Raw genomic sequence first — 23,326 nt, forward strand, 5'->3', positions numbered from 1 at the left:
GCCGGATTCCCGTCCCTCATGGGCATGGGAGGACTGGGAGCGATCGGCGGCATCGGAGCGACCGTCATGGGCGCCCGCAACCTGATCGACGCGGGCCTGGGGAAGCCCTTCGGCCTGGGCGAGCCGACGACGAAGGCCCAGGGCTTCGCCGGCCTCGCTCAGGCCGGATCCCGCGAAGCCTACTCGACGATCCTCCGAACCCGCTACGGCGGCGAGAAGGATCCTGTCGCCGAGAACACGCGGAAGGTGATGAACGAGCTGGTGGGGCTCCGGAAGGACTTCAAGCAGGGCTTCAAGATCAAGGAAGGCATGCCGACGAGCCCCGAACTCATCGAGATCTGACCCCGACGACCAGGTCGTCGACGACCACCACGGCCGGGCCCGCCTCGATGAGGCGGCCCAGCCGTTTTTGCTCGAGACGGTGTACCGCCACGATTGCGAGCAGTCCCAAGGGCTCCTAGAATGCAAGGTTGAGCCAATGCAGTCTTCTGAAAAAGGTTTGTCGATGGAGGGTGGGGTGGCGAAACGAGGTGTACGAGAGGCGGTCGTCTCCAACCTGTTGGCTCTGGTGATCGCGATCTTCATGGTCGGTCTCGGAGCCCTAGCGATCTACTCGTCATCGTTCGTGACCGAGGACGCCCACCCAGCCTGGAATGCGGTGTTGACCAACATAGGCGGCGCGATCTTCACGACTGGAGCCATCTCGATCCTCTGGGATCTTTTCTCAAAGCGAGCGTTCGTGTCCGAAGTCTTCTCGATCGCGAAGCTGTCCGAGGACATCGAGAATTCAGGCTTGTCCAGGATCACGACGAATTTTCAGCATGACATGGAGTGGCCAACACTGCTCAGGGGCGCGAAGAAGATGGCCATCTTCTTCGCCTATGCCCGGACATGGCGACAATCTAACCTGAGTTCTTTGGAGAATTTCGCAGGACAACCTGGGAATGAAATGACTATCGTCCTGCCTGACCCAGACGATGATCGGGTCATGGCGGAACTGGCGCGACGGTTCCAGACCGACGTCCAAACTGCGCGCCAGCGGATTGACGAAGCAAAGAATGAATTTATAAGAATCTTCACGCACACAAAATCAAAAGCAAAACTCAAGATCTGGTATGTCAAGACGTCTCCGCTCTTGAGTTTCTATCGGATCGACGGACGGTATGTTGTCGCGGCGTACAGGCATCGCCCAGGCCGAGGGGATATCCCGACGTTCGTGTGTGATCGGGAAGGAGACCTGACCAGGTTCGTTGACGCCGAGTTCGCGGCGATGACCGACGATAAGGAACCGTGGACGCGATGCGTCTACCCTGAGAACAAACCAAGGGCCGTAATCCCCATGGCTCCGTCGGCCTAAGTGAGCATCAACGACCAAGTCACCGTTCTCCCCGGCCGGGACCGCACCAGCTGCGACATCCGGCCGCTACCGCCCTACGAAGGGAATTCGGTCTCGACGTCGCCTGCGCTGTGCTGGGACACACCTCTCCCGTCGTGACGGAGATCTACGCCGAGATGGACCAGGCGAAGGCCCGTGAGGCGATGGAAAGGGTAATGCGGTCCGATGTCCGGTGTCACGGCCGACTAACGAATTCGTAGAGCCTCTGACCTATCCCACTTCCGCACTCACGGTCGCGAGGGCGACAGGTTGGCGCCGAAACCCTCGCGGCCCACTTCCGCCATTCAATCCGTCGCTCTCGCGTCGAGCATCCCCGGCTCGGCCTGTGGAGGATTTTTATGTCCCCAGGGCGACCGCCCTGATCGGCGTCACCGCGGCGGGGCCGGCTCGTCAAACCCCTTCGCTCGCAGATAGTCGACCAGGGCGGCGTCGATCAGCTTCGCCACGTCGGTACGGCAGTGACCTGCCCCTCGCTCGACCCACTCTTTCCACTCGGGGGTGCCCCTGAGGGTTACGGCGATCGACTTTCCACCTCGCTCGATCGGCATGGGCTTCGACTTCTTCGCCATTTTCAATCCCCGCGTGCGAGGTCGACCCGCTGTCTAGTTCCGACTAGTCTTGACTAGACAAGTCTAGCAAAGACTAGTCGGGATCGCCACGTGTGCTGCAGCACGTCTACACGTCGTCAGGACATAGGCTTGACTTGTTGTCTATACAGCGACTAGACTGCCGTTCGTCCGAGTTCGAAAGCAAATAGGCCCGGCCGGATCTAGACCATCCGACCGGGCCCAGGATGATCCCGCCGTTCTGCAACAGGAGATCTACAAACATGGTACGTCACGACCTTACACCCGACAACACCGGGCCCGCGGAGCTGCGTCACTTCCGAGCTCGGTGGGGAGGTTCTGGTTTCCCGGTGATGGAGCGGGACATCGTCGTGAGCCCGACCGATGGTGCCGACGAAGCCCTCGGCGAGTCGGGCGTGAGGCATCCGGATTCCTACTGCCGGATCAACGTGCCCACGCTGGGCGTTGTTGTCTTCGTGGAGTGTCCCTGGAGGCGAGGGGAGTTGGAATTTGCACCCGGCTATCTGGCTGGGCTGGCGGCTTTCGACCGCGCGTTCGAGTCGCTGATGGACGATGCCCAGGTAGTCGACGATGAGGGCCGATTCGATGGATGACTTCCCAGCCGACGATCGCCGTCATGAGTGTGATGTCGCAAATTTGCGACATCAAGGGGGGGGGCGGCGATCACCGCTGCGTTCGCCGAACCTCGTCGGCCCCGCAGAGCCCTCGCCCGGGATCTTCGGCCGACCGTTGACGCGACCGCGCTAGGTCGTCCATGGCGGCGACGCAGTGTGAACTGATCGACGTTCGTTTGCGTGAGTTCTTTGACAATCCGGCCGTCGAAGACCTTGCACGCCCGGGGCTTTGCGGGTAATACCCACGGCCCCGGGCGTGCTGTAGACGGATGCACTAACCTGCGGGTACTACCCGTTTCGAGCGGTTGGACCCACGTCGCGTAAGGTGTTGCGGCATGGGTTGCACCCGAATGGCTTCGGAGATGGTCCCGCAAGTCGTTTTCACAGAAGGGATTCCGCAGATATAGTGTACGTCGGAACAGAGCCTCCGGAGCTAAAGGTTACAGGTTCAAATCCTGTCGGGCGTACTGTTTAACTCTTGCCATGGCCCTCGGTGAGGGCTCTCCCGCCTGCGGGTGGCGACCTGGCCAAGAACGGTGGACTGCCGTTTCTGGAGTCGTCACCATATCCTGGAACTCTGGCCGCCCCCCTTTCGATCGCCTCCACCAGGCGTCCGGCCAAGCCGTCGTCCTCAACGGCGGCCCGATCTTCCTCGGTCGTCACAGCTCGGAAGAGAGCAGGGCCGCCTACGTCGCAGCACCGCCGAATGGCTCGCCAACGGACGGTGGATGCCCCAAACGCGAGCGTCGTCACGATTTCCGAGTCGGCGGACAGCTGCCGCTCCAGAAGCACGCCTGTCGGCGATGGTTTGCAGGGAAACGGCGTGCCAGACAAGAGGAGTCAGGTGTAGCACCCTCCTCGCTTCATTCGGGTCGCCTTGAATCGGCGTTCAAGGGCATCCATCCTTCCGCGGGACCAAATTTGGTCCGCGGGTGTTTCGATTGTCGGCGTGCAATCGTCGGGACGGAATCTCCATTATTCGCTACACCGCGAGTGACGCTCGTGTTTAATGTAGCGGCGTGGGTGTTGTTCGGATGCGACGCTTGGGAATCGAGGCTGAGAGCCAAAAGGAGACGCCGATGTCTTCCCCATGGCCGGAAACCGACGGCGAGCCGATCCTGACGGGATGCACCGTCTGGGCCGCCTGTCTCGCCGTGGCGATTACTGCCGTCCTCGTCGGCGGGGTTGCGGCCTATGCCCTGAGGAGCGATGGCCCGACCAAGCGGCCCGGCCACAAGAAATTGAGGCCGATTGGAGATCACGATCGAGGATCGAAGCGGACATGCCTCAGGACATCTAAGGCGAGGATCGAGAGCCGTCGCAATTCCGCCGTAAGACCGACAAGAGGGGGCTCCGCCGCCGGCTCATCGTCGACCTGGTCGGCGGCGAGGCGTGCCGCAGCCGATCGACCCACGAGGGATCGGCTGATTTCCCGATCCCGTCGAATGGGCATGTAGTCAGCCCCGATCACCTCCCGAAACGCCTTTGCATCGCAATCGCGACCGGCACGGCGAGGCAGGCCAACCTCAGCGGCGATGGCTCGGGGACGGCGGTGGCGGAGATCTTGAACACGGTCCCCAGGTTCGACGTCCCACCTTACGAGGTCGTGCCGTAGAAGTCGCCCTGGCCGTCGGCCAGTAGCCATGAGTTGGGCGTGAAGCCCTTCAAGCCGGGTATGTCGATCCCAGTCAAGCGTAATTCGAACCGGTGCCGGCGTAGCCCGTTCCGTAGAGATGCGGCCTCCGTGTAGGCGTCAGAGAGAGTGGGGTCGAAAGCGATGTCGTTGTTGGGGGCAGAGTCGGGGTCGAAGTATCTCAGGTCACCGTCCATGAGATCGACGGTAGCCCGCGAGGAGTCCCCCGACAACTCCGATGCCTCCCATCACGATGGAACTTGGCTCGGGCGTCACGATCGACCGGAACCGCACGGTGGACGTTGACGTGCTGAACACGCCGATGCCGCCGCCGGTCGGCCTAAGGGTAATGCCCCCGCTGGGGACGGATACGGGGCCGGCGCCGCCGTCGTAGGTGGTCTTCAACTGGTAGTTGAGGAAGGGTGGAGGCGCGATCGCCGACGTTGAGAACAAGTCTGTTCCCCCGCCGACGTTGGTGTCGACCTGGAAGACGCCCGAGTACGCCTGGTAGACGATCCTGGCGTCGTAGTAGGCCGTCCCGCTAGGCCCGCCGGCTATCGCGTAGTCCAGAGGACCCTGGAAGGAGTAGAGCGGCCCAAACCGATTGAAGGACTCCCCGACGTCGCGAGTATCGCCGCGGAGGGTCAGCGTGATCGAGCCATTGCGGAAGACCTGTGAGCCGATGCCGATGTCGACGTTGGTGTAATCGAGGACGTAGGTGATCGGCTCGGCGTGAGCGAAGGATGGAAAGAGGAGAGCGAACGCCGCAACCGCAGCGGCTAAATAAGTGCGCATGATCGTCCTTGCGGGCGTGGGGGGGAGTTCATCCCTGACGGTTCAGCCCGTCAGCCCGCGCACGCTAGCTTGAGCCCAGAGGGGCCAGAAGAAGCTGCCTGAGATTTCCGTTAATCCCGCGAGATGTGAGTTGAGCGAGGGAAACAGGCGGTGATTTGGGACAACGCACACGGTCTAACCCGTCCTGGTGCACTGTTCCGTTAGGCCGCTGCGCAAGAAAAGGCCCCGTGTTGATCGACGGGGCCGTCAGGTCACAGGAAGACGCAGGGGCGGCCGCTCAATCCGAAGATTCAACACTTGTCCACCCGTGCTTTGCTCGAACCGCCTCCAGGGCCTCGGCGCGGGCGGCCTCGGACGGGAAGGCGATGAGTCTCGCTCCCGACCTGGACCCCGCCGGAACGCCGCCGAGTCGCGTTAGGAAGAGCTCGATCTTCCAAACGTCCCCGCCCGAGCGGTCGATTTGCACGTTATAGCCGAAGCGCCCGGGATTGGCTGCCTTCGTGTAGCCCAGACCCTTGAGGACTTCAAGGATCTCGCACCACGTCGGGAACGCTCGTCCAGATCGCTCCTTGTAGAGGTTCACAGCTTGCTCGAACTCGGTGGCGTCGGATTCTTCGGCGTCGGGTGCGGGTGAACCCGTCCAGTCGGATTGCATCGTATTGGATTGCATGGCATCACCTTTCGAAGATCTGCGGCCAGGCGTGGGCTCTCTCCGTATCTGGCATGGCTTATCCAAGAAAGTTCTTCATGCGAACGATCTATCTTTGATGACGAGCAAGACTGGCGCCGGCGTGCGGCTTTCGTGGGTGCGCGGCTTCAGGGCGTCTCCAATTAACAACCGGCATCCACGAGGTCTGGATGGCACCGCCGCAGACACTTGATGGCAGGAAACCCCGTGCGATGAGAAGGGCCGACGCCGACCGAAACGTCGCCTAGGTTCTGAACGACGGCACCACGGGAAGAGCGCCGGCAGGCTTCGCGGGCGCGTCGACGCCGCTTCTCCGTGGGCCGGGCCTTCGTTCGGCAGGTCGATCTCCAGACTAAGGCCGGCGTTTAGGATACGCGCCTGAGTCGATGCATCAAGGGTGAGGTCGAAGGCCGAAACCGGCCTCTCGTCAATCGAGCAGAGGGGACGGGTCGACCTCGGCGGGATTCCAGGGCGTGGCCGCCGCCTGCCGGTACTTCTCCTTCAGCGCGGCCCAATGGGCCGCTTCTCGCTCGTGCCTCGCGGCCTCGGCCCGCTCCTGCGACTCCCATCCGCTGACATCGGTCGCCTTGTCGGACCGGAATGGGGCGTTCTCCTTGGCCGCCATGTCGGCCAGGCCGGCGTAGCATAGCGCTCGGGTCCTGGACAGCGCCTCGGCTCGGGCGTACGAGTCTGCGACCTGCAGGCGTTCCGCTGCAATCGAGGAGAGCCGTTCGGACTGCCGCCGCTCGCCCACAACGAAGATGGAGACGGCCGCCAGGATTGCCAGCGGCATGGTAATCATCCAGGCTCTCATCTCAGCGGCCCTTAGGGTCGACCCGAACCATCATCGTCTTGTGACGCCTCCCGCAGTCTACTGATTTGTCGGTCGTTCGACATCAACACTTCGCAATTTTTTGATGATTATAAAAGCGGGTGCTGCGTAATCTAATGCAGGTCGATCCAGGAGGCGCATATCTGGTCTACTGGGGCGCATGAAAAGGCCCAGCTTCCTCGGAATGGGAGCGGCGAGAAGCCAGGTCGATCACAGGATCAATTATGGATGGGTATACTCAAGCACATGGATATGCTGCCATGCGTGCGTGGCCGGCGTGGTTTGCTGAGTGGCCGGGGCGAGGTTCAATGGAACGTCGTCGATTCAGCGCATCCCTGAGTGCATCGCACTGAACTGCCATGTGATGAGACATGCCCCGCGTTAGGCCAGGAGGCCCTTTACAACCGATGCGGGCTCGACGCCGGTGAGGCGGAAGTCCAGGCCCTGGTGTCGGACGCTGAGGCGCTGGTGGTCCAGGCCGAGCTGGTTCAGGATCGTGGCGTGGACGTCGTGGACGTGGACCGGGTCTTCCACAGCGCCGAAGCCGAACTCGTCGGTCTGGCCGTGGATGTGGCCGGCCTTGAAGCCGCCGCCGGCGAACCACATCGTGAAGGCGTCGATGTGGTGGTTGCGGCCGGTCGACTCGCGGACTTCGCCCATCGGCGTGCGGCCGAACTCGCCCCCCCAGACGACGATCGTGTCCTCCAGCAGGCCGCGCTGTTCCAGGTCGCGGACGAGCGCGGCGCAGGGGCGGTCGATGTCGCGGCACTTCTCGACGAGGTGGGTTTCGAGGTTCTCGGTCGGGCCGCCGTGGTGGTCCCAGTTGGTGTCGTAGAGCTGGACGAACCGCACCCCGCGCTCGACCAGGCGACGGGCGAGGAGGCAGTTGCGGGCGAAGCTGGCCTCCTTCTCATCGCGTATGCCGTACATCTCTAGCGTCGATTTGCTCTCGCCGTGGATGTCCATCAGCTCCGGTGCGCTGGTCTGCATCCGGTAGGCCATCTCATAAGCGTTGATCCGGGTGGCGATCTCCTCGTCGCCGGTCTCTACGAGCCGCTTGAGGTTCAGCTCCCGGACGGCGTCGACGACCTTCCGCTGGCCGGGAGAGTCGATCGAGGGGGGCGTCGAGAGGTTGACGATCGGATCGCCCTGGTTGCGCAGGGGGACGCCCTGGTAGGTCGTCGGCAGGACGCCGCTCCCCCAGAGCACGGCGCCGCCGCGAGGTCCGCGGGGGCCGCTCAGCAGGACGACGAAACCGGGGAGGTCGTGGCAATCGCTGCCGAGGCCGTAGGTGACCCACGACCCCATGCTCGGGCGGCCGAACTGGCCGGTGCCCGTGTTCATGTAGAGCTTGGCGGGGGCATGGTTAAACAGGTCGGTCTTGCAGGTCTGGAGGAACGTGAGCCGGTCCACGATCCCCGACATGTTCGGCAGGAGGTCGCTGACCCAGACGCCGGTCTCGCCGTACTTCTTGAAGCTGCGCCGGGAGCCCAGCAGGTTGAAGCCGTTGCTGGTCCCCATGAAGGCGAACCGCTTGCCCTCGACGAAGCTCTGGGGGATCGGCTTGCCGTTCAGCTCGGTGAGCCGCGGCTTGTTCTCGAACATGTCGAGCTGCGACGGCCCGCCTGCCATGAACAGGTAGATGACCCGCTTGGCCTTGGCCGGGAAGTGGGGAGGCTTGGGCTCGAGCGGGTCTCGCGTCGGCGACGGTGAGCCGGCGAGGCCGTTCTCGGACATCAGCGAGGCCAGCGCGATCGAGCCCAGGCCGACCGAGCACCGGCTGAAGAAGTGTCGTCGCGAGACGTCGCGCAGCGCGTGTTCGGGATTCATGGCGGTCACTCGCGTGTGAGAGTCTCGTCGAGGTTCAGCAGGACGCGGGCGGCGGAGAGAGTGTCGAGCTTCTGGAGGACGGCGAGTTCATCGGGCGCGGCGGGGCGGGCGGTGCAGCGGCGGAAGGCGGTTTCCAGCCCGTCGCGGCGGATGATCTTCTCCAACGCGGCGGCGAACTCGAAGAACCCCGCGTCGTTCAGCAGCGTCAGCGCCTGGAGCGGCGTGTTGCTGCGGATGCGACGCGTGCAGGTGCTGAAGCCGTCGGGCGCGTCGAAGACGATCAACTCCGGCGGGGGCGAGGCGCGATAGATAAACGTGTAGAGGCCGCGACGATAACGGTCCTCGCCCTTGCTCACGGCCCAGACGCGCTTCACCTGACCCTGCCCCATAACGCCGTCGGGGATGGGCGGATAGACAGGCGGGCCGCCGATCTTGGGCGACAGCAGGCCGCTGGCGGCAAGCTCGACGTCGCGCACCAACTCGGCGTCAAGCCGCAGCCGCTGCTGGCGGCCGAGCAGGTAATTGTGCGGATCCTTCTCGTGCAGGTCGGGTCGGTCTGACGAGGACTGGCGATAGACGTGCGAGGTCACGATCTGCCGGTGCAGCGCCTTGAGGCTCCAGCCCTTCTCCATGAACTCGACGGCCAGCCAGTCGAGCAGGTCGGGGTGGGACGGTGGCGAACCCTGCATGCCGAAGTCGTTCTCGGTCTCGACGAGGCCGCGGCCGAAGTACTGCTGCCAGACTCGGTTCGCGATCACTCGCGAGGTGAGCGGGTTCTTCGGGCTGACGAGCCAACGCGCCAGGTCGAGGCGATCGGACTTCGGTCCTCGCGACTCCAGCGGCGGCAGCACGGCGAGCGTTCCCGGCGAAACCTCGTCGGCGGGGCGAGTGAAGTCCCCCTTGATGAGGATGCACGTCTTGCGGGGCTTCTCTAGCTCCTTCATCACCAGGGTGCTTACCCCCTGGTTGAGGGTCGTGTCGAGTTCGGAGTAGCGGTCGTTCAGCCTGCGGAACTCGCCCTCGGCGGCGATCCCGCCGGCGAAGAGCGCCCGTTGCTGGTCGAAGTTGCGCTTGGCTGATGCAGCCCCGAGAGCCTTCTTCACCTCGGCGGCCAGCCCCTTCTTGGCCTCGGGCGACAGGCCGGCTTCCCACTTCGCCAGATCCTCGGCGTGATCCTTCATGTAGGCCGTGATCTTCGTCTTCAGGTCGTTGAACTCGGCGGTGAGATCGCCGACGTTGAGCCCCTGGTCAAAGACCTTCAGCGTCGGCTCGTCCTGGTTGTTCAGGAAGGCGAAGAGCTGGTAGTACTCTTTCTGCGAGATCGGGTCGAACTTGTGGTCGTGGCACTGGGCGCAGCCGACGGTCAGGCCGAGCCAGACCGTCCCCGTCGTCGCCACGCGGTCGAAGACGCTGTCGATGCGGAACTGCTCGGGATCGATGCCGCCTTCCTGGTTGATCTGGGTGTTGCGGTGGAAGCCGGTGGCGACCTTCTGGCTTTGCCCGGCGTCGGGGAGGAGGTCGCCGGCGATCTGCTCGACGGTGAAGCGGTCGAACGGCATGTCGGCGTTGAGCGCCTCGATCACCCAGTCGCGGAACTTCCAGATCTGGCGAGGGGCGTCGATCGAGTAGCCGTTGCTATCGGCGTACCGGGCCTGATCGAGCCACCATCTCCCCCAGCGCTCGCCGTAGTGAGGGCTGGCGAGCAGTCTGTCCACCAGGGCTCGGTAGGCTTCGTCCGCGTCCTTCGCGGAAGCGGCGACGAACTGATCGACCTCGGCGACCGTCGGCGGCAGGCCGGTCAGGTCGAGGGAGACGCGACGGATGAGCTTCTCGGGAGTCGCTTCGGGAGAGGGCTGGAGTCCCGCTTCGGTAAGCTTCTTCTGGATGAAGAAGTCGATGGCCGAATCACATGAGCTATCGACGGCCGGACGAACGGGCAGGATGAACGCCCAGTGGGGTTCGTACTTCGCCCCTTGCTCGACCCATGCCTTGAGTTTCGCCTGCTGCTCGGCCGTGAGCCGCGGCTTGTGCGAGGAACGGGGAGGCATCACCATCTCGTCGTCGTCGCTCTCGATCCGCGCCAGCAACTCGGATTCCTCCAGTTTGCCGGGGACGACGGCTTTGACGCCGTCTTGATCGAGGGTCGCGCCTTCGAATGTGTCGAGCCTTAGGCCCGCCTTGCGATGCTTGGAGTCGAATCCGTGGCACGCGAAGCAGTTTTCCGAGAGGATCGGCCGGATGTCGCGGTTGAAGGAAACCGGGTCTGACGCCTTCACCGTACAGACGGACGTCGCGCCGGTCACGATGAGGAGGACGAGGCGCATCGTCGCCGGTCCGGGAAGCTCGGGCATGAGGAGACTCCGCACGCAAGCTGCTTCGGCACAGGCCCCGCGTCCGCAGACGTTCGCGGCCGTGAAAGTTCATCGACGCCTCATATGGTCTGAACGTCGATTCTACAGACTTTCGCACGACTTAACCAACGTCATCCAGGCGAGGAGCCGTGGTTGGGCGGCGGGTGCAGCCGGATCGACGGGGTGGTTCGAAACAAGAGAGGCCGAGACGTCTTCGGCGACGACTCGGCCCTCGGGTGACGTTCGGTTGGGATGAACCTCAGGCCGGCTGCACGCCGGGCTTGCCGGCTTCAACGGCGAAGGATTTGAGGGTCTTGACCGCGCTGCCGGGGGACTTCACCGACTCGACGATCCGGTAGTCGCTGGTCCACGACTTCGGGGTGACGTTGCAGAGGACGTAACCGCGCTGACGGTTGTGGAAGTGGACGCCCGGATTGCCGGCGAGGAGGGCGTCGAGGCCTTCGACGGTCGGCGAGCCGTCGCCGCCGCTGGTGATCGAGGTGCCGACGAACTCGGCGGCGACGATGGCGCCCTCAGGCTTGCGGTCGTCGACGCGGAGGTCGTTCACCCAGTTGGAGTGGATGTCGCCCGTCAGGACCACGGGGTTCGGGATGCGACGGTCGGCCATGAACTCCACGAGCTTCATTCGCTCGTAGGCGTATCCGGGCCACTGATCCATCGAGTACAGCTCCGGCCCTCCTTCGGTGCGACTGCGATGAACCATGCCCATCATCACCTGCTGGGCCAGCACGTTCCAGGACGAGGTCGACCTCAGGAGGGAGGCCTTCAGCCAGCCGGCCTGTTTCGCGCCCAGGATTGTGTTCTTGGGGCTGAGGGCGGCCTCGTTCAGTTCCGCGGCGTGGTCGCCGTTGGGCTGGTCGGTGCGGTACTGACGCGTGTCGAGGACCTGGAACGCGGCCAGCCGGCCGTATCGGAGGGTCCTGTAGAGTTTCATGTCAGGCCCCTGCGGCAGGGAGAAGGACCGCAGCGGCATCGCCTCGTAATAGGCCTGATAGGCCTTCGCGCGTTGCTCCAGGAACTCGATCGGGTCGATGCCCTCCTTCTCGGAGATCTCGGCCGCGTAGTTGTTTTCGAACTCGTGGTCGTCCCAGGTCACCACCCAGGGGCAGCGGGCGTGGGCGGCCTGGAGGTCGGCGTCGGTCTTGTACTGGGCGTGCCGGATGCGGTAGTCGGCCAGGGTCCTCAGCTTGGGGCCGGCGTGCTTGCGGACGAGCGCCTCGCGGCCAGGGCCCTCGTAGATGTAGTCGCCCAGGTGGAAGGCCAGGTCGAGTTCTTCCTCGGCCAGCTTGCGGTAGGCGGTGAAGTAGCCCTGCTCATAGTGCGAGCAGGAGGCGAAGGCGAACCGGAGACTCTCGGGCGAGGCGTCTGGCGCTGGGGTCGTGCGCGTGCGGCCGATCGGGCTGATGGCGTCGCCGACCTTGAAGCGATACCAGTACCAGCGGTCGGGTTGGAGGCCTTCGGCCTCGACGTGGACCGAATGCGCGAGCTGGGGCGTGGCGACGGTCTTGCCGCTGCGGACCACGTCGCGCATGCCGTCGTCGGTCGCGATCTCCCAGGCGACTTCGACGGCCTCCGGCGGCATGCCGCCGTCCGGGTCGAGCGGGCTGGGCGCCAGCCGGGTCCAGAGGACGACGCCCGATTCGGTCGGCTCGCCCGTCGCCACGCCGAGCGAGAACGGATCGGCGGAGAAGCTCACGCGTCGCGAGCGAGCCTCGGCCCGTGAGGCGAGGAGGGGCAACGAGGCCAGGGCTGATCCATAGGCCAGGAAGAGCCGACGGCTGACGCCGCCCTCGGAGCGCGCGGCAGAGCGCAGATCGGAGAGATCGATCACGTGTGAGGTCCTGGACGTACATGGAAGAGTCAGGCTGGAATTCGCCTCAAGATAGCGACCTCAGACGAAGGGATCCTGAAGAATCCTGTGAAGATTCAGCGTGCGAGTCGTCGTCGACTCTCACGTTTATGGATTCCAGCTACTGGACCGGGTCGTCCGTCTGGTCTCTAATGCGCAGCGCGTTGAGTCGTGTCGTGGGGATCGGTCGACCAATCACGGGCCGGGCCATGAATCGCAATCCATCGAGCCAGCTTTTCGGACGCGCCTGCCTCGTCCTTGCATTGACCCTCGGAGTCGTCGCATCCTCGAAGGCGGCGGAAGCACCGTCCTTCGAGGGCGAGAAGTCGACCTGGCATGGCGACTTCGACCGCTACGACTACCTGATCGACGAGCAGACGCTTCTCATCGAGCCGTTCCGCCGCGATCCGGATGAGAAGTTCGGGGTCAGGCCCCCGCCGAGGGGGAAGCGACGCTGCATCGTCGTGGCGCCGAAGACGCCCGCCCTGGGCAATCCCTGGTCCTGGCGCGGCTGCTACTGGGACCACCAGCCCCAGACCGAGGTGGAATTGCTTCGTCGCGGCTTCCACATCGTCTACGTCTCGGCCGACCAGAATCTGAAGCCCGATCGGACCTGGGACGCCTGGTACGCGTTCCTCACGGAGAAGCATGGGCTCTCGAAGAAGCCCGCGTTCATCGGCATGAGCCGGGGCGGCCAGTACGCCTACCTCTGGGCGACGGCCAATCCGGACAAGGTCTCGTGCATCTACGCCGACAATCCGGGGGGCGGCCCCGAGATCTTCGGCAAGCTAACGGGCCTTGCGGCGGCCGACGTGCCCATCCTCCACGTCTGCGGGAGCATCGACCCGCTGCTGGGACGGGTTTCGACGCCCATCGAGACGATCTACTCGCAGCTCGGCGGGCGGATCTCGGTGATGATCAAGGAAGGGGCTGCGCACCATCCCCACAGCCTCCGCGACGCCACGCCGATTGCCGACTTCATCACGCAGCAGGTGCAGCAGGTCGCCGTCGTCCCCCCGCCGTTCGTGACCGGCCGCGCGACGCACTCGACGTTCTACGGTCGTGAAAGCGACTATCGCGACTTCCCCAAGGAGGGGACCCACATCACCTGCCGAGGCCCGTGGTTCAGGCCCAATTTCGACCGCTATTCCTTCAACCTCGCCGGCGTCGAGGGGGCTGTCGACGTGATCGTCCCCAAGACCCCTGCGTCGGGGAAGCCCTGGGTCTTCAGGGCGGACTACACGTCACGCGACTCGGTCGTCGATCTGGCGCTGCTTGAGGAGGGAGTTGCCATCGTAACGGGCCCTGTGCCGTATAACGCGGACGGGCCGTCGCTCAAGGCCTGGAACACGGTCTACGACTTGCTCGTCGGCCATGGCCTGTCGAAGAAGCCCGTCATGGTCGGCGAGGGCGGGGCGGCCGGGGAGGCCTACGCGTGGGCGATCGCCAATCCCGACAAGGTCTCGCGCATCTACGGCGACAACCCCGTCTTGCGGTGCACGATGACCCAGAAACAGCCCCTCGACGACCTCACCCCGTTGGCGAAGGCCGGCGTCCCGATCCTCCACTCGTGCGGGGCCCTCGACCCCATGCTCGCCAGCCAGAGCCGCGAGGCCGAGCGGCGGTACAAGGAACTCGGGGGGACGATGACGGTCCTCGTCCGAGAAGGGGAGGGCCATCGGCCGACGTCGGCCGAGCACGTGAAGCCGGTCGTGGATTTCATCCTCGGTCGATAGATAGGGACCTTCTCTCCATGATCACGCAACGCCCCGCATTCTGGATGGTCGCGATCGCCTGGGCCTGTCTCCACGCCTCGGCTGCAGCCCACGAGCCCATGCGCAAGATTCGGGTGAGTCAGGACCGCACGCACTTCGTCCTCGAAGGGAACGAGCGGCGATTCGTCCTCTGGGGCGTGAACTATGACCACGACGACGCCGGCCGTCTTCTGGAGGACTACTGGGGCGACGAGTGGGGAAAGGTCGTCGAGGATTTCCGCGAGATCAAGGACCTGGGGGCGAATGTCGTCCGGATCCACCTTCAAACCGGACGGTTTCTGAAAGCCGCCGATCGTCCCGACGAGGACAGCCTCAAGCGGCTAGGCGACCTTGTGAAGCTGGCCGAAGAGACGGGCCTCTACCTGGACCTCACCGGCCTGGGTTGCTACCACAAGCAGGACGTCCCCGCGTGGTACGACGCGCTCGACGAATCGGCTCGATGGGACGCGCAGGCGGTCTTCTGGAAGGCCGTCGCGGGCGTGTGCAAGGACAGCCCGGCCGTCTTCTGCTACGACTTGATGAACGAGCCCGTCCTCACCGGCGGCAAGAATCCCGATCAATGGCTGGCCGGCGATCCGCTGGGCGACAAGTACTTCGTCCAGCGCATCACCCGCGACATGAAGGGCCGGAAGGATAAGGAAATCGCCAGGGCGTGGATCGAGCGACTGACCTCGGCGATCCGCACCGTCGACGGTCGTACGCTGCTGACCGTCGGGGTCATCCCCTGGGCTCAGATCTTCAAGGGGGCCAAGCCGCTCTTCCACGACCCGGACGTCGGCCGGACGCTCGACTTCGTCGCCGTCCATTTCTATCCCAAGGCCGGCAAGCTCGACGAGACCCTGGAGGCTCTTCGGGTCTACGAGGTCGGCAAACCGCTCGTCATCGAGGAGATCTTCCCCCTCGGCGCGAGCCTGGAAGAGACCGTGACGTTCATCGAGCGTTCGAAGGAGCACGTCGACGGTTGGATCAGCTTCTACTGGGGGAAGACCGACGAGGAATGCGAGAAGGCCGGCGACATGGCCCACGCTGTCACGGCCGCCTGGCTGAAGCGCTTTCGGGCCATCGTCCCCGCCGAGGCCAATCCCTGAGGCGGATTTCCGACGGCCAGCGCCTCATTCCTCGCTCGTTGCGTAGAACAGCAGGTTGGCGATCCGCCAACGGCCGCGGTCCTGCTTCAGCGTGAAGTGGTCGTAGCCCTTTTCCACCCTTGCGCCTGCGGTGAGTTTCCAGTACACCACCGCGCGGGCGAGCTGCTGTTCGAAGTGGATCTCGATCGACTCCGGGACCTCGACCATCCGGGCTGAGGAACGACGGTGGGCGTCGCGCTGGCTGGCGATGAACCGGGGACGGGTGATCGTGAAGAGCTGGCCCTGGCCGTCGATGTGCTGGATGGCGGCGTCGGTCATGAAGCAGTCGTCGTAGCCGCTCATGTCCTGGTCGGACCAGACCTTGAAATAGTGCTCGACGAAGGCTCGCACCTCTTTCTCGCGGGCTGACGCGTTCGATGCGGGCTGCTCTTCGGCTTCGACCTGAAAGGAAGCCTTGCGAACGGAGGCCTGGGGTTCCTTGACGGGTTGGGTCTCGCGCCAGGCTTCCAGGACGTCGAGGACGAACGTTTCGACGAGCGGAGCGTCCACGGCCTTTCCGCCGACCGTGGCGCCCAGCGGCGGGACGTGGCAGAAGAGGACCGAGCCCTGGATCTTGCCGGTCTTCTTCAGGTGTTCGAGGCTGTAGAGGGTTTCCTCGCAGAGGTACCGGCCGGCGTCGTCGGAGAGTCGGACGACATGACCGCGGCCGGCGAGCGTCTTGGCGATCCGAGCAGCTTCCGAGGTTGCAAGGAAAGCGACGGGGCCGTCGTCCGCGATGCTAGGCGAGGCGGGTCTGGCACCGGCGTTGTCCGGGAACGGTCCCCGCTGGTTGCGAGCCAGGGCTTCGACGGTGAACGCATCCGGCCGGCCCTGGCCGAAGGAGAAGACGGCGACCGGCTTGAACTCGGCGGCGAGCGCCTCGATCCGCTTGCCAGGCTCGCCCCAGACGACGGGAAGCTCGCGGGCGATAAGTCGATATCCGTTCCACTCGCGGCCGTCGAGCGCCTTGATCCCCTCCCACGAGGGATTGGGGGGCCGTTTCGGACCGAACGGTTCGAAGCCGGTGAGCAGGATCGTCGGCGGCTCGTCCGCGGCGGCGGCGGCGGCCGGCCGGACGCCGAGGGCTCCCAGACCCATGGCGAGTGCCGCGAAGGCGACGGCCGTCGCTGCGCGGAGGAGGATCGAAAGGCTCACGGACGGGCTCCCGGCAGGTCGTGTTTGAGAGCCCCGGCGTCCCGGCCGGGGCGGCCGTGAGTCATTGGATCAGAGCGACGGTCGGCTTGCAACCCGCGCTGAGGGGCGGTCAGTCCACAGAGGCCGAGCGGCGCATGGCGAACGAGCCCTTCACGCCGTCGATGTCCCAGGTCCCTTCCATTGACCGGCCCCCTTCGGACGCGACGACTCCCGAGTATGCGACGTTGTGAGAGACGCCCGCGGTTCCGTCGTACGTCTTGGTGAAGCGAAGCGTGTGAGTCGCCTCGTCGTAGCGGCCTTCGGCCGTGGCATGGAGCCAGGGGGACTGCTGATCTCCGAAGGTGTTGGCCTCCTTGATCATCGCCTTGATCCGATCGCCGTCCTGGAAGAGAAAGGCCGTGAATGCGACCGGCCGTTGCCCCGTGCCCTCCGCGTACCTGTATTCGCCCGTCCAGACCCCGGAGAGTCCGCCGGCCTTTGAGGAGGAACAGCAGGCGCAGCAACCCGTCGCGGTCTTCTTGCCGGCGTCGTCATCACCTGGCGCGGCCGAAGCGAGCGCCGCGATCGGGACGAGCACCAGCGCCAGACCATACCGTCCGTGTCGAGAGATGCCCATGACGTAGACCCCCTGGAAAGAGGAAGCGGTACAAGCGAGCCGAACGACATGCCGCTGAGGGGAGACACTGGGATCTTGGGCGCGGCCTCGGACGTTTGTCTAGCGAAAAGCTTAGGCCCATGGGTGGCCGTCCCGCCTTGACCGCGCGGCGGGGGCTGACCTACGATCGGGGGCCGTGCCCGATGAGACGGGCCATGTGGGGACGGATCGTCGCGGGCGAGGAGGATCGCATGTCGCTGGTCAGGATCTTGCGCAAGGCCCCGCCGTGGGCGACGACCGCCTCGGCCTTCATCCTGGCGCTCGTGGCGGCGACGTGCGTCCCCCCCGGGCTCGTCCAGGGCGCGTTGTTTCAGTCCCCCATCATCTGGGAACTTGACGAGGTGTCGAAATTCTCCCACCTCAAGGTCTCACGAACCGGCAACACTCGGACGCTCTGGTTCGTCCGCGATAACGGCGAGGAGGTCATCGAGAGCAAGATCGACCTTTCACGACGGGCCGACCTGCTGATCGAGTACACCCGCTTCATGTTCCTCAGCTACGTCTTCAATCCCCAACCCAAGCGCTCGTTGATCGTGGGGCTGGGCGGAGGGGCGATGGTCCACTTTCTCCAGGCCAAGGAGCCTGAACTGAAGGTGGACGTCGTCGAGATCGATCCGAGCATCGTGAGCGTCGCCGACCGCTTCTTCGACGTCCGGAGCAAGGGGAACGTCGACATCAAGCTGGCCGACGGCCTGACCTACCTCAAAAACGCCGACGCCAAATACGACGTCATCTACATGGACGCCTTCCTCCGCCCCTCGGCAGGGACCGACCGGGTCGGGGTGCCCAGTCATCTGAAGACCGAGCAGTTCTACGACCAGATCGTTCGTTCCCGGCTCAATCCCGACGGCGTCGTCGTCTTCAACCTCAACCCCCACCTCTCGGTTCTGGAAGACATTCGGACGATCAAGAGCGTCTTCCCGAACACCTACGTCTTCAAACTCACCGGTTATGAAGGGTATGTCGTGGTCGCGTCCACGGCCCAGAAGACGTGGGACTCGATCGCCATCAGCGCCGAGGCCACGCGACTCGATCATCGCTTCAAGGCGCCGTTCAAGTTCCGGGACATGGCGGGCCGTCTCGTCCGTCGTTGACCGGCGACGCCCATCCCGACCTCTTGAGCCTGAGAAAGCGGCTGCGCGGTTCCGTGACGGCTGCTTCTCAACCTCGGTTCTCGCCTCGATTTCTTGGTCTGTATGGGCCTTGAGGACGCGAAACGTCGCTGAAAGCAATTATGGATTGGGGGGCTTGCTCCGAGATTGCAGCGACGGCATGATGTTTGCGTGACGTCGGCGCGTGAGTTTCCTGGTTCTCTTGAAACTCGACAAGGATCAGCGGGCGACGATAGGTGACGCGTCGACGACAACAGCCGCTTACTGGCTCCCTAGTCGGCGCGGCGAGGGATCACCTGGGGTTCGGTTGCGTGATGGTTCTCATCGGGTCGCGGTTTCAACGACTCCTTAACCGAGGGGTTGATAGGCCTCCCGCCGCCGGGTCCCGTTCGCCTTCGGCGATCGGGCTGCGCCATGCGCCGGGAGTCGCGACGAACTGGTGGTGTTACCCCATCGCAATCGGGTTGGGAGGGGCTGCCGTCGCGATTCGGGCCCTTCTGAAGCCGCTCGTCGGCGACGAATTCCCGCTCTTGCTCTCAGCGCTCGTGGTGGTTCTGGCATCGTGGCTTTGCGGGGCCGTTCCTGCCTTGCTGGCCCTGGGGGTGATGCTCGCGGGGTTCTCCTGGGCTTCATCGACGCTGATGGAATCGTCCACGACGGTGGGGATGAGCCTGTACGCGTTGGGGGCCGCCGCGATCACCTGGCTTGGGGCGAGGATGCGGTCGTCCCTCATGGGCTCGGAGACGGCTCGGTGGGCTGCGACGGTCGAGGGGGAGCGATTGCTCGGCGAACAGGCCGCCCTGCTGGAGACGGCCGAGGCTCAATCGCGGCGCCTGGAGGAGTTGCTGGGAGAACTTCGCGAGAAGAACGCCTTCCTCATGGCGATCCTCAGCCAGGCGCCGTCGGGCGTCCTGGTGGTTGAGGCGGGAACCTCGCGTTTGATCCTGAGCAACGCCGAGGCTGATCGCATCAGCCGAGGGCGGCTCCGTCCCGCCGAACCGATTGAAGGGGCTCTTCGCGCGTCCGACCGGATCGCCGCCTTCCGCTCGGACGGCACGCGATACGCCCCCGAAGAGTGGCCGCTGATCCGGTCCGTGCAAACCGGCGAGGCCGTCTGCGGCGAGGAGATCGAGATCGCTTTCCCCGACGGCGAACGTCGGCGGCTCCTTGTTCGATCTGGTCCGGCGGTCGATGAGACTGGCCGCATGATCGCCGCGGTCGCCGTCTTCGACGACGTCACCGAACGTCGAGCCGCGGAGGATGCGCTGGCCGAGAGCGAGCGCCGGTTCCGCCAACTCGCCGAGCTCATCCCTCAGGTCGTCTACATCACCAGGCCCGACGACACCATCGCGTTCCTGAACCGCCGCTGGTTCGAGTACACCGGCGCGTCAAGCGACCACGTCGACATCAAGGACGCCTGGCTCGAATCAATCCATCCCGATGATCGAGCCCGTGTCCTGTCGGCCCGCGCCCGCTCCAAGGACCAGGGCGAGCCGACCGAGGTTGAGTATCGGGTCCGTGGACGCGATGGCTCGTATCGATGGTTCCTGGGACGGTCCAAGTGGATGCGAGACGAAGCCGGAGCGCTCTGGCAGCGGTTCGGCACCGCGACCGACATTGACGATCGTCGTCGCGCCGAGCAAGGGGCGCGGTTCCTGGCCGATGCCGGCGGTCGATTGGCTGAAGTGGCCGACGCCGAAACCACGCTTCGCGAGATCGCCCGCCTGGCCGTCCCCCAGTTCGCCGACTGGTGCGCCGTCGACGTGCTGGAGCAGGGGGGGGAGTTGCGCCGGGTCGCCGTGGCTCACGAAGACGACCCGACTGGTTTCGCCGAGGTGGTGTCGCATCGGTATCGTCTTCGACCCGACACTCCCGAAGGACTTTACGAGGTCATTCGGAACGGCCGCCCCTCGCTGGTTCCCGAGGTCGGCGAGGTACACCTCCGCGCCGCCGCCCAGAACGAGGAGCATCTGAAGGCGCTGCGAGCCTTTCAACCGAAGTCCTATCTGTGCGTTCCCATGAACGGTCGCGACGGCGTCCTCGGCGCGATCTCGTTCACCATCACCCGCTCCGGACGTCGTTACGATCGCGCCGACCTTGAACTGGCCGTCGACCTGGCCGGCCGGGCTGGGATCGCTCTGGAGAACGGCATGCTGTACGACCGGCTTCGCGAGGACGACCGTCGCAAGACGGACTTCCTGGCGACGCTGGCTCACGAGTTGCGCAATCCGATGGCGGCGATCAACAACGCCACGCAACTCCTCCGCCGCCCTGGAGCGACGGAGAACGATCTGGACTGGGCCGGCGGCGTCGTCGAGCGGCAGGTCCAACATCTGGTCCATCTGGTGGATGGGTTGCTGGACGTCTCGCGGCTGACTCGCGGCCGACTCGTACTGAAGCTGGAGCCGACCTCTCTATCCGCCGTCGTCGCCTCGGGGATTGAGACCAGTCGGTCGACTCTGGAAGCCCGTCGCCAGACACTGCGGGTCGACCTTCCCACCGAACCCGTTTCGCTCGTCGTCGACCCGACGCGAATCGCTCAGGCTGTAGCCTGTCTGTTGGAGAACGCCTCCAAGTTCTCCGAGGTCGGCGAGTCCATCGAACTCCACGTCGCCGTGGTCGACGGCAAGGCGGAGATCCGCGTGGCGGACCGAGGCGTCGGCCTTGACCCCAAGCACTTCGCTCACCTGTTCGAGCCGTTCATCCACTTCGCTCCGGTTCTGGAACGCGCGAAGGGCGGATTGGGCATCGGCCTGGCCCTCGTGAAAGGAATCGTCGAACTGCATGGGGGAGCCGTCGAGGCGCGCAGCGAAGGGATCGGCCGGGGAAGCGAGTTCATCCTCCGGCTCCCGCTCCCCGTCGTTGAAACTCGTCCGGCTGCCCGCCGAACTGCGGGGCCTGGTCGGCGAGTTCTGGTGGTCGACGACTCGCCCGAATCCCGGAAATCGCTGGGAGGGGTCGTGAGTCGAAGCCGCTGCGAGTTTTACGAAGCCCGCGACGGCCGCCGCGCCCTCTCGCTGGCCGCCGAGGTCCGGCCCGACTTCGCGGTCGTCGACGTCGACCTGCCCGATATGTCCGGCTATGAACTCGCCGAGGCCGTCCGTCGCGAGCCCTGGGGCCGCGACGTCGTGCTCGTCGCCGTCACGGGATGGGGCCGGCGAAACGATCGCAAGCGGTCGGTCGAGGCCGGATTCGACCACCACCTCGTCAAGCCGGTCGATTTCGACGCACTCGCCCAGATCCTCGGGGAGCCGCCTGCGACGAGCACCTGAGACGCTCGATCGCCGGTCAGTCCCCCAGGCGGATCCTCAGGTCCTCACGCTCGCGCCGGGTCGCCTCCAGATCGAACCGGACGGCCGCCAGATCGAGGCGGTAGCGTTCCAGTGCGTCTCTGGCGATCGTCATGACCCGCGAGCGGAAGAGCGCTTGCTCGACCACGTCGTTCATTAAGGGTTCCAGTTCGGCGCGGGCGTCGGACGGCAAGGCGCGAATGCGCTCGCGAAGAGCCGTCATCTCCTCGGGGACGCCGAACGCCCCTTTTCCTGTATCCTTTGTCGCGTTCATCGATGCCGCTCCCAGATGGTGTCGAACGAACTCTAACACGCGGATCTGGGAAAGTTGTTGGGTCGCGACGGTTTTTCGGTTTCGCGAAAGACTGTCGCCTGCGTAATCGGATTGGACGGCGCCTTCGGTTGCGTGGAGTCGTGAGAGGAACCTCAGGCCAATCCAGAAACGCCTCGACTTCACGCTTCGAGGGCGCCCTCGTCAATTACTCGTCGGTCGAGACCACGCGATGGGGCTTGCCGGTTTTGTACGGCATCGCAGGCGCGTTGTGATCGATGACGGCTTCGCCTGTGGCGACGTCCAGGGTCCAGGGGCGAGGCTCGGGGAGTTGCAGCTTTCCATCGCCGATCTCCATGGGCATCCAGAGGTAGCGGGAGTCCCACTGAGCCTCAGGCTTCCACATGTCGGCCATGAAGATCACAGTGGTGGTTTTGGTCCCCACCACCTTGAGCATCATGGTGGATTGGGAGTTGAACGTGTTCGATTCGGGAGGGGCGACGTCCTTGAACTTCGTCCAGGGGCCCGCCAGCGACTTGGACGTGGCATAGACGTTGTTGTTGGGCGTCCACCCCGTCAGCCACGAGCCGATCATGTAATACAGGCCGTCGTAGTGGACCAGCGCACCGCCTTCGATCGGCGCCTTGATCGTGGTGACGTCCTCGAGCACGGTGAGGTAGTCGTCCGACAGCTTTGCGATATGGAAGCCGACCGGCCTGTCCTCGTAGATGAGGTACGCAGTGCCGTCGTCGTCGATGAACTGGCCGATGTCTCGCGACTCATGCTTGAGCGGCCGGAAGTGGGTGACGAACGAGTAGGGGCCCTCGATCTTGTCGGCGACCGCGACGCCCACCCGCGCCTGCCGGTAATTGGGGCCGCCGGGCTCCTCGGCGCCGTCCAGGTGCATGTACATCACGAACTTCCCGGTCCGCGCGTTGGGGAAGACTTTGGGTCGCTCGAGGACCAGCCGCCAGTCGGGAAACCCTTTCGGACGGTTGGCGATCGGCGGAGTCGCCTCATGCCCGGTGGACATCTGGAACGCCCGGGAGCGGAACGTCCAGTGGACCAGGTCGGTCGAGGAGTAACAGGCCACCGCGCGGAGGTCGCGGGGCAGGTCGCGCGAGCGATCCTCGCCGAACCAGTAATAGGCGTCCCCATGTTTGACGACGCCTCCTCCGTGAGCCTGGATGTGTTGGCCCCGATCGTCCGGCCAGATCGCCCCGGGGGTGATCTTCGCCGGCTCGCTTCCGAGGACCGGGCTGGCGAGGGCCATTGCACTCGCGGCGACGAACCATGCAAGGGTTGAATTTCGCGGCGTTCTCATCATGACGGTCGTCCTCCTTGA

Annotated in this window: 18 protein-coding genes; 7 read left to right on the forward strand and 11 right to left on the reverse strand. The window is 64.8% G+C overall.

The window, feature by feature from the left end:
- On the forward strand, positions 1–342 hold a 342-nt coding region (locus G5C50_RS22735; protein WP_206107811.1), incomplete at its 5' end, for a hypothetical protein.
- A gap of 136 nt (positions 343–478) precedes the next feature.
- Positions 479–1,357 carry a hypothetical protein gene (locus G5C50_RS22740; protein ID WP_165073261.1) on the forward strand — a complete coding sequence of 293 codons (879 nt, stop codon included), beginning with the start codon at positions 479–481 and terminating at the stop codon, positions 1,355–1,357.
- 407 nt (positions 1,358–1,764) lie between these two features.
- Here the strand turns inward: G5C50_RS22740 and G5C50_RS22750 are convergent, their stop codons facing one another.
- On the reverse strand, positions 1,765–1,965 hold the full coding sequence (locus G5C50_RS22750; protein WP_165073262.1) for a hypothetical protein: 201 nt from the start codon (positions 1,963–1,965) through the stop codon (positions 1,765–1,767).
- A 260-nt stretch (positions 1,966–2,225) separates the two neighbouring features.
- Between G5C50_RS22750 and G5C50_RS22755 the strand changes: the two genes are divergently transcribed.
- Positions 2,226–2,576: a hypothetical protein gene (locus G5C50_RS22755; protein ID WP_165073263.1), complete on the forward strand. Its 351-nt coding sequence runs from the start codon at positions 2,226–2,228 to the stop codon at positions 2,574–2,576.
- Between the two features lie 1,840 nt (positions 2,577–4,416).
- On the opposite strand, the gene G5C50_RS22760 is transcribed toward G5C50_RS22755, so the two are convergent.
- The 6 genes from G5C50_RS22760 to G5C50_RS22785 all read right to left on the reverse strand — a co-directional run bounded on the left by G5C50_RS22760 (position 4,417) and on the right by G5C50_RS22785 (position 12,578).
- Entirely contained in the window at positions 4,417–5,025 is a 609-nt protein-coding gene (locus tag G5C50_RS22760; protein WP_165073264.1) for a hypothetical protein, read from the reverse strand.
- 277 nt (positions 5,026–5,302) lie between these two features.
- The gene (locus tag G5C50_RS22765) at positions 5,303–5,695 is read right to left on the reverse strand and encodes a hypothetical protein (RefSeq protein WP_165073265.1); all 393 of its coding nucleotides are present in this window, start codon (positions 5,693–5,695) and stop codon (positions 5,303–5,305) included.
- A 445-nt stretch (positions 5,696–6,140) separates the two neighbouring features.
- The gene (locus G5C50_RS22770; RefSeq protein ID WP_165073266.1) at positions 6,141–6,506 is read right to left on the reverse strand and encodes a hypothetical protein; all 366 of its coding nucleotides are present in this window, start codon (positions 6,504–6,506) and stop codon (positions 6,141–6,143) included.
- Positions 6,507–6,926: 420 nt separating this feature from the next.
- On the reverse strand, positions 6,927–8,375 hold the full coding sequence (locus G5C50_RS22775; RefSeq protein WP_165073267.1) for a DUF1501 domain-containing protein: 1,449 nt from the start codon (positions 8,373–8,375) through the stop codon (positions 6,927–6,929).
- A 5-nt stretch (positions 8,376–8,380) separates the two neighbouring features.
- Positions 8,381–10,726, reverse strand: a complete 2,346-nt coding sequence (locus tag G5C50_RS22780) for a PSD1 and planctomycete cytochrome C domain-containing protein (RefSeq protein WP_240907323.1) — start codon at positions 10,724–10,726, stop codon at positions 8,381–8,383.
- A 259-nt stretch (positions 10,727–10,985) separates the two neighbouring features.
- On the reverse strand, positions 10,986–12,578 hold the full coding sequence (locus G5C50_RS22785) for an alkaline phosphatase D family protein (RefSeq protein WP_165073268.1): 1,593 nt from the start codon (positions 12,576–12,578) through the stop codon (positions 10,986–10,988).
- Positions 12,579–12,805: 227 nt separating this feature from the next.
- Here G5C50_RS22785 and G5C50_RS22790 point away from each other — a divergent pair, with 227 nt between their 5' ends.
- Together G5C50_RS22790 and G5C50_RS22795 are read left to right on the forward strand one after the other, a co-directional pair.
- On the forward strand, positions 12,806–14,332 hold the full coding sequence (locus G5C50_RS22790) for an alpha/beta hydrolase (RefSeq protein WP_206107812.1): 1,527 nt from the start codon (positions 12,806–12,808) through the stop codon (positions 14,330–14,332).
- Between the two features lie 17 nt (positions 14,333–14,349).
- Positions 14,350–15,459 carry a cellulase family glycosylhydrolase gene (locus tag G5C50_RS22795; RefSeq protein ID WP_206107813.1) on the forward strand — a complete coding sequence of 370 codons (1,110 nt, stop codon included), beginning with the start codon at positions 14,350–14,352 and terminating at the stop codon, positions 15,457–15,459.
- A 24-nt stretch (positions 15,460–15,483) separates the two neighbouring features.
- Here G5C50_RS22795 and G5C50_RS22800 read toward each other — a convergent pair whose 3' ends face one another.
- Positions 15,484–16,653 carry a pyroglutamyl-peptidase I family protein gene (locus G5C50_RS22800; protein ID WP_165073269.1) on the reverse strand — a complete coding sequence of 390 codons (1,170 nt, stop codon included), beginning with the start codon at positions 16,651–16,653 and terminating at the stop codon, positions 15,484–15,486.
- 109 nt (positions 16,654–16,762) lie between these two features.
- Entirely contained in the window at positions 16,763–17,269 is a 507-nt protein-coding gene (locus tag G5C50_RS22805) for a hypothetical protein (protein WP_165073270.1), read from the reverse strand.
- A gap of 230 nt (positions 17,270–17,499) precedes the next feature.
- On the opposite strand from G5C50_RS22805, the gene G5C50_RS22810 reads away from it, so the two are divergent.
- Positions 17,500–18,402 carry a spermidine synthase gene (locus G5C50_RS22810; protein ID WP_165073271.1) on the forward strand — a complete coding sequence of 301 codons (903 nt, stop codon included), beginning with the start codon at positions 17,500–17,502 and terminating at the stop codon, positions 18,400–18,402.
- Between the two features lie 548 nt (positions 18,403–18,950).
- The gene (locus G5C50_RS22815) at positions 18,951–21,692 is read left to right on the forward strand and encodes a hybrid sensor histidine kinase/response regulator (RefSeq protein ID WP_165073272.1); all 2,742 of its coding nucleotides are present in this window, start codon (positions 18,951–18,953) and stop codon (positions 21,690–21,692) included.
- Positions 21,693–21,708: 16 nt separating this feature from the next.
- Here the strand turns inward: G5C50_RS22815 and G5C50_RS22820 are convergent, their stop codons facing one another.
- Together G5C50_RS22820 and G5C50_RS22825 are read right to left on the reverse strand one after the other, a co-directional pair.
- On the reverse strand, positions 21,709–21,984 hold the full coding sequence (locus G5C50_RS22820; RefSeq protein WP_165073273.1) for a hypothetical protein: 276 nt from the start codon (positions 21,982–21,984) through the stop codon (positions 21,709–21,711).
- Between the two features lie 205 nt (positions 21,985–22,189).
- Positions 22,190–23,308, reverse strand: a complete 1,119-nt coding sequence (locus G5C50_RS22825; RefSeq protein ID WP_206107814.1) for a family 43 glycosylhydrolase — start codon at positions 23,306–23,308, stop codon at positions 22,190–22,192.
- Positions 23,309–23,326 lie beyond the last annotated feature (18 nt).

The organism is Paludisphaera rhizosphaerae (assembly GCF_011065895.1).
GTDB classification, from domain to species: domain Bacteria; phylum Planctomycetota; class Planctomycetia; order Isosphaerales; family Isosphaeraceae; genus Paludisphaera; species Paludisphaera rhizosphaerae.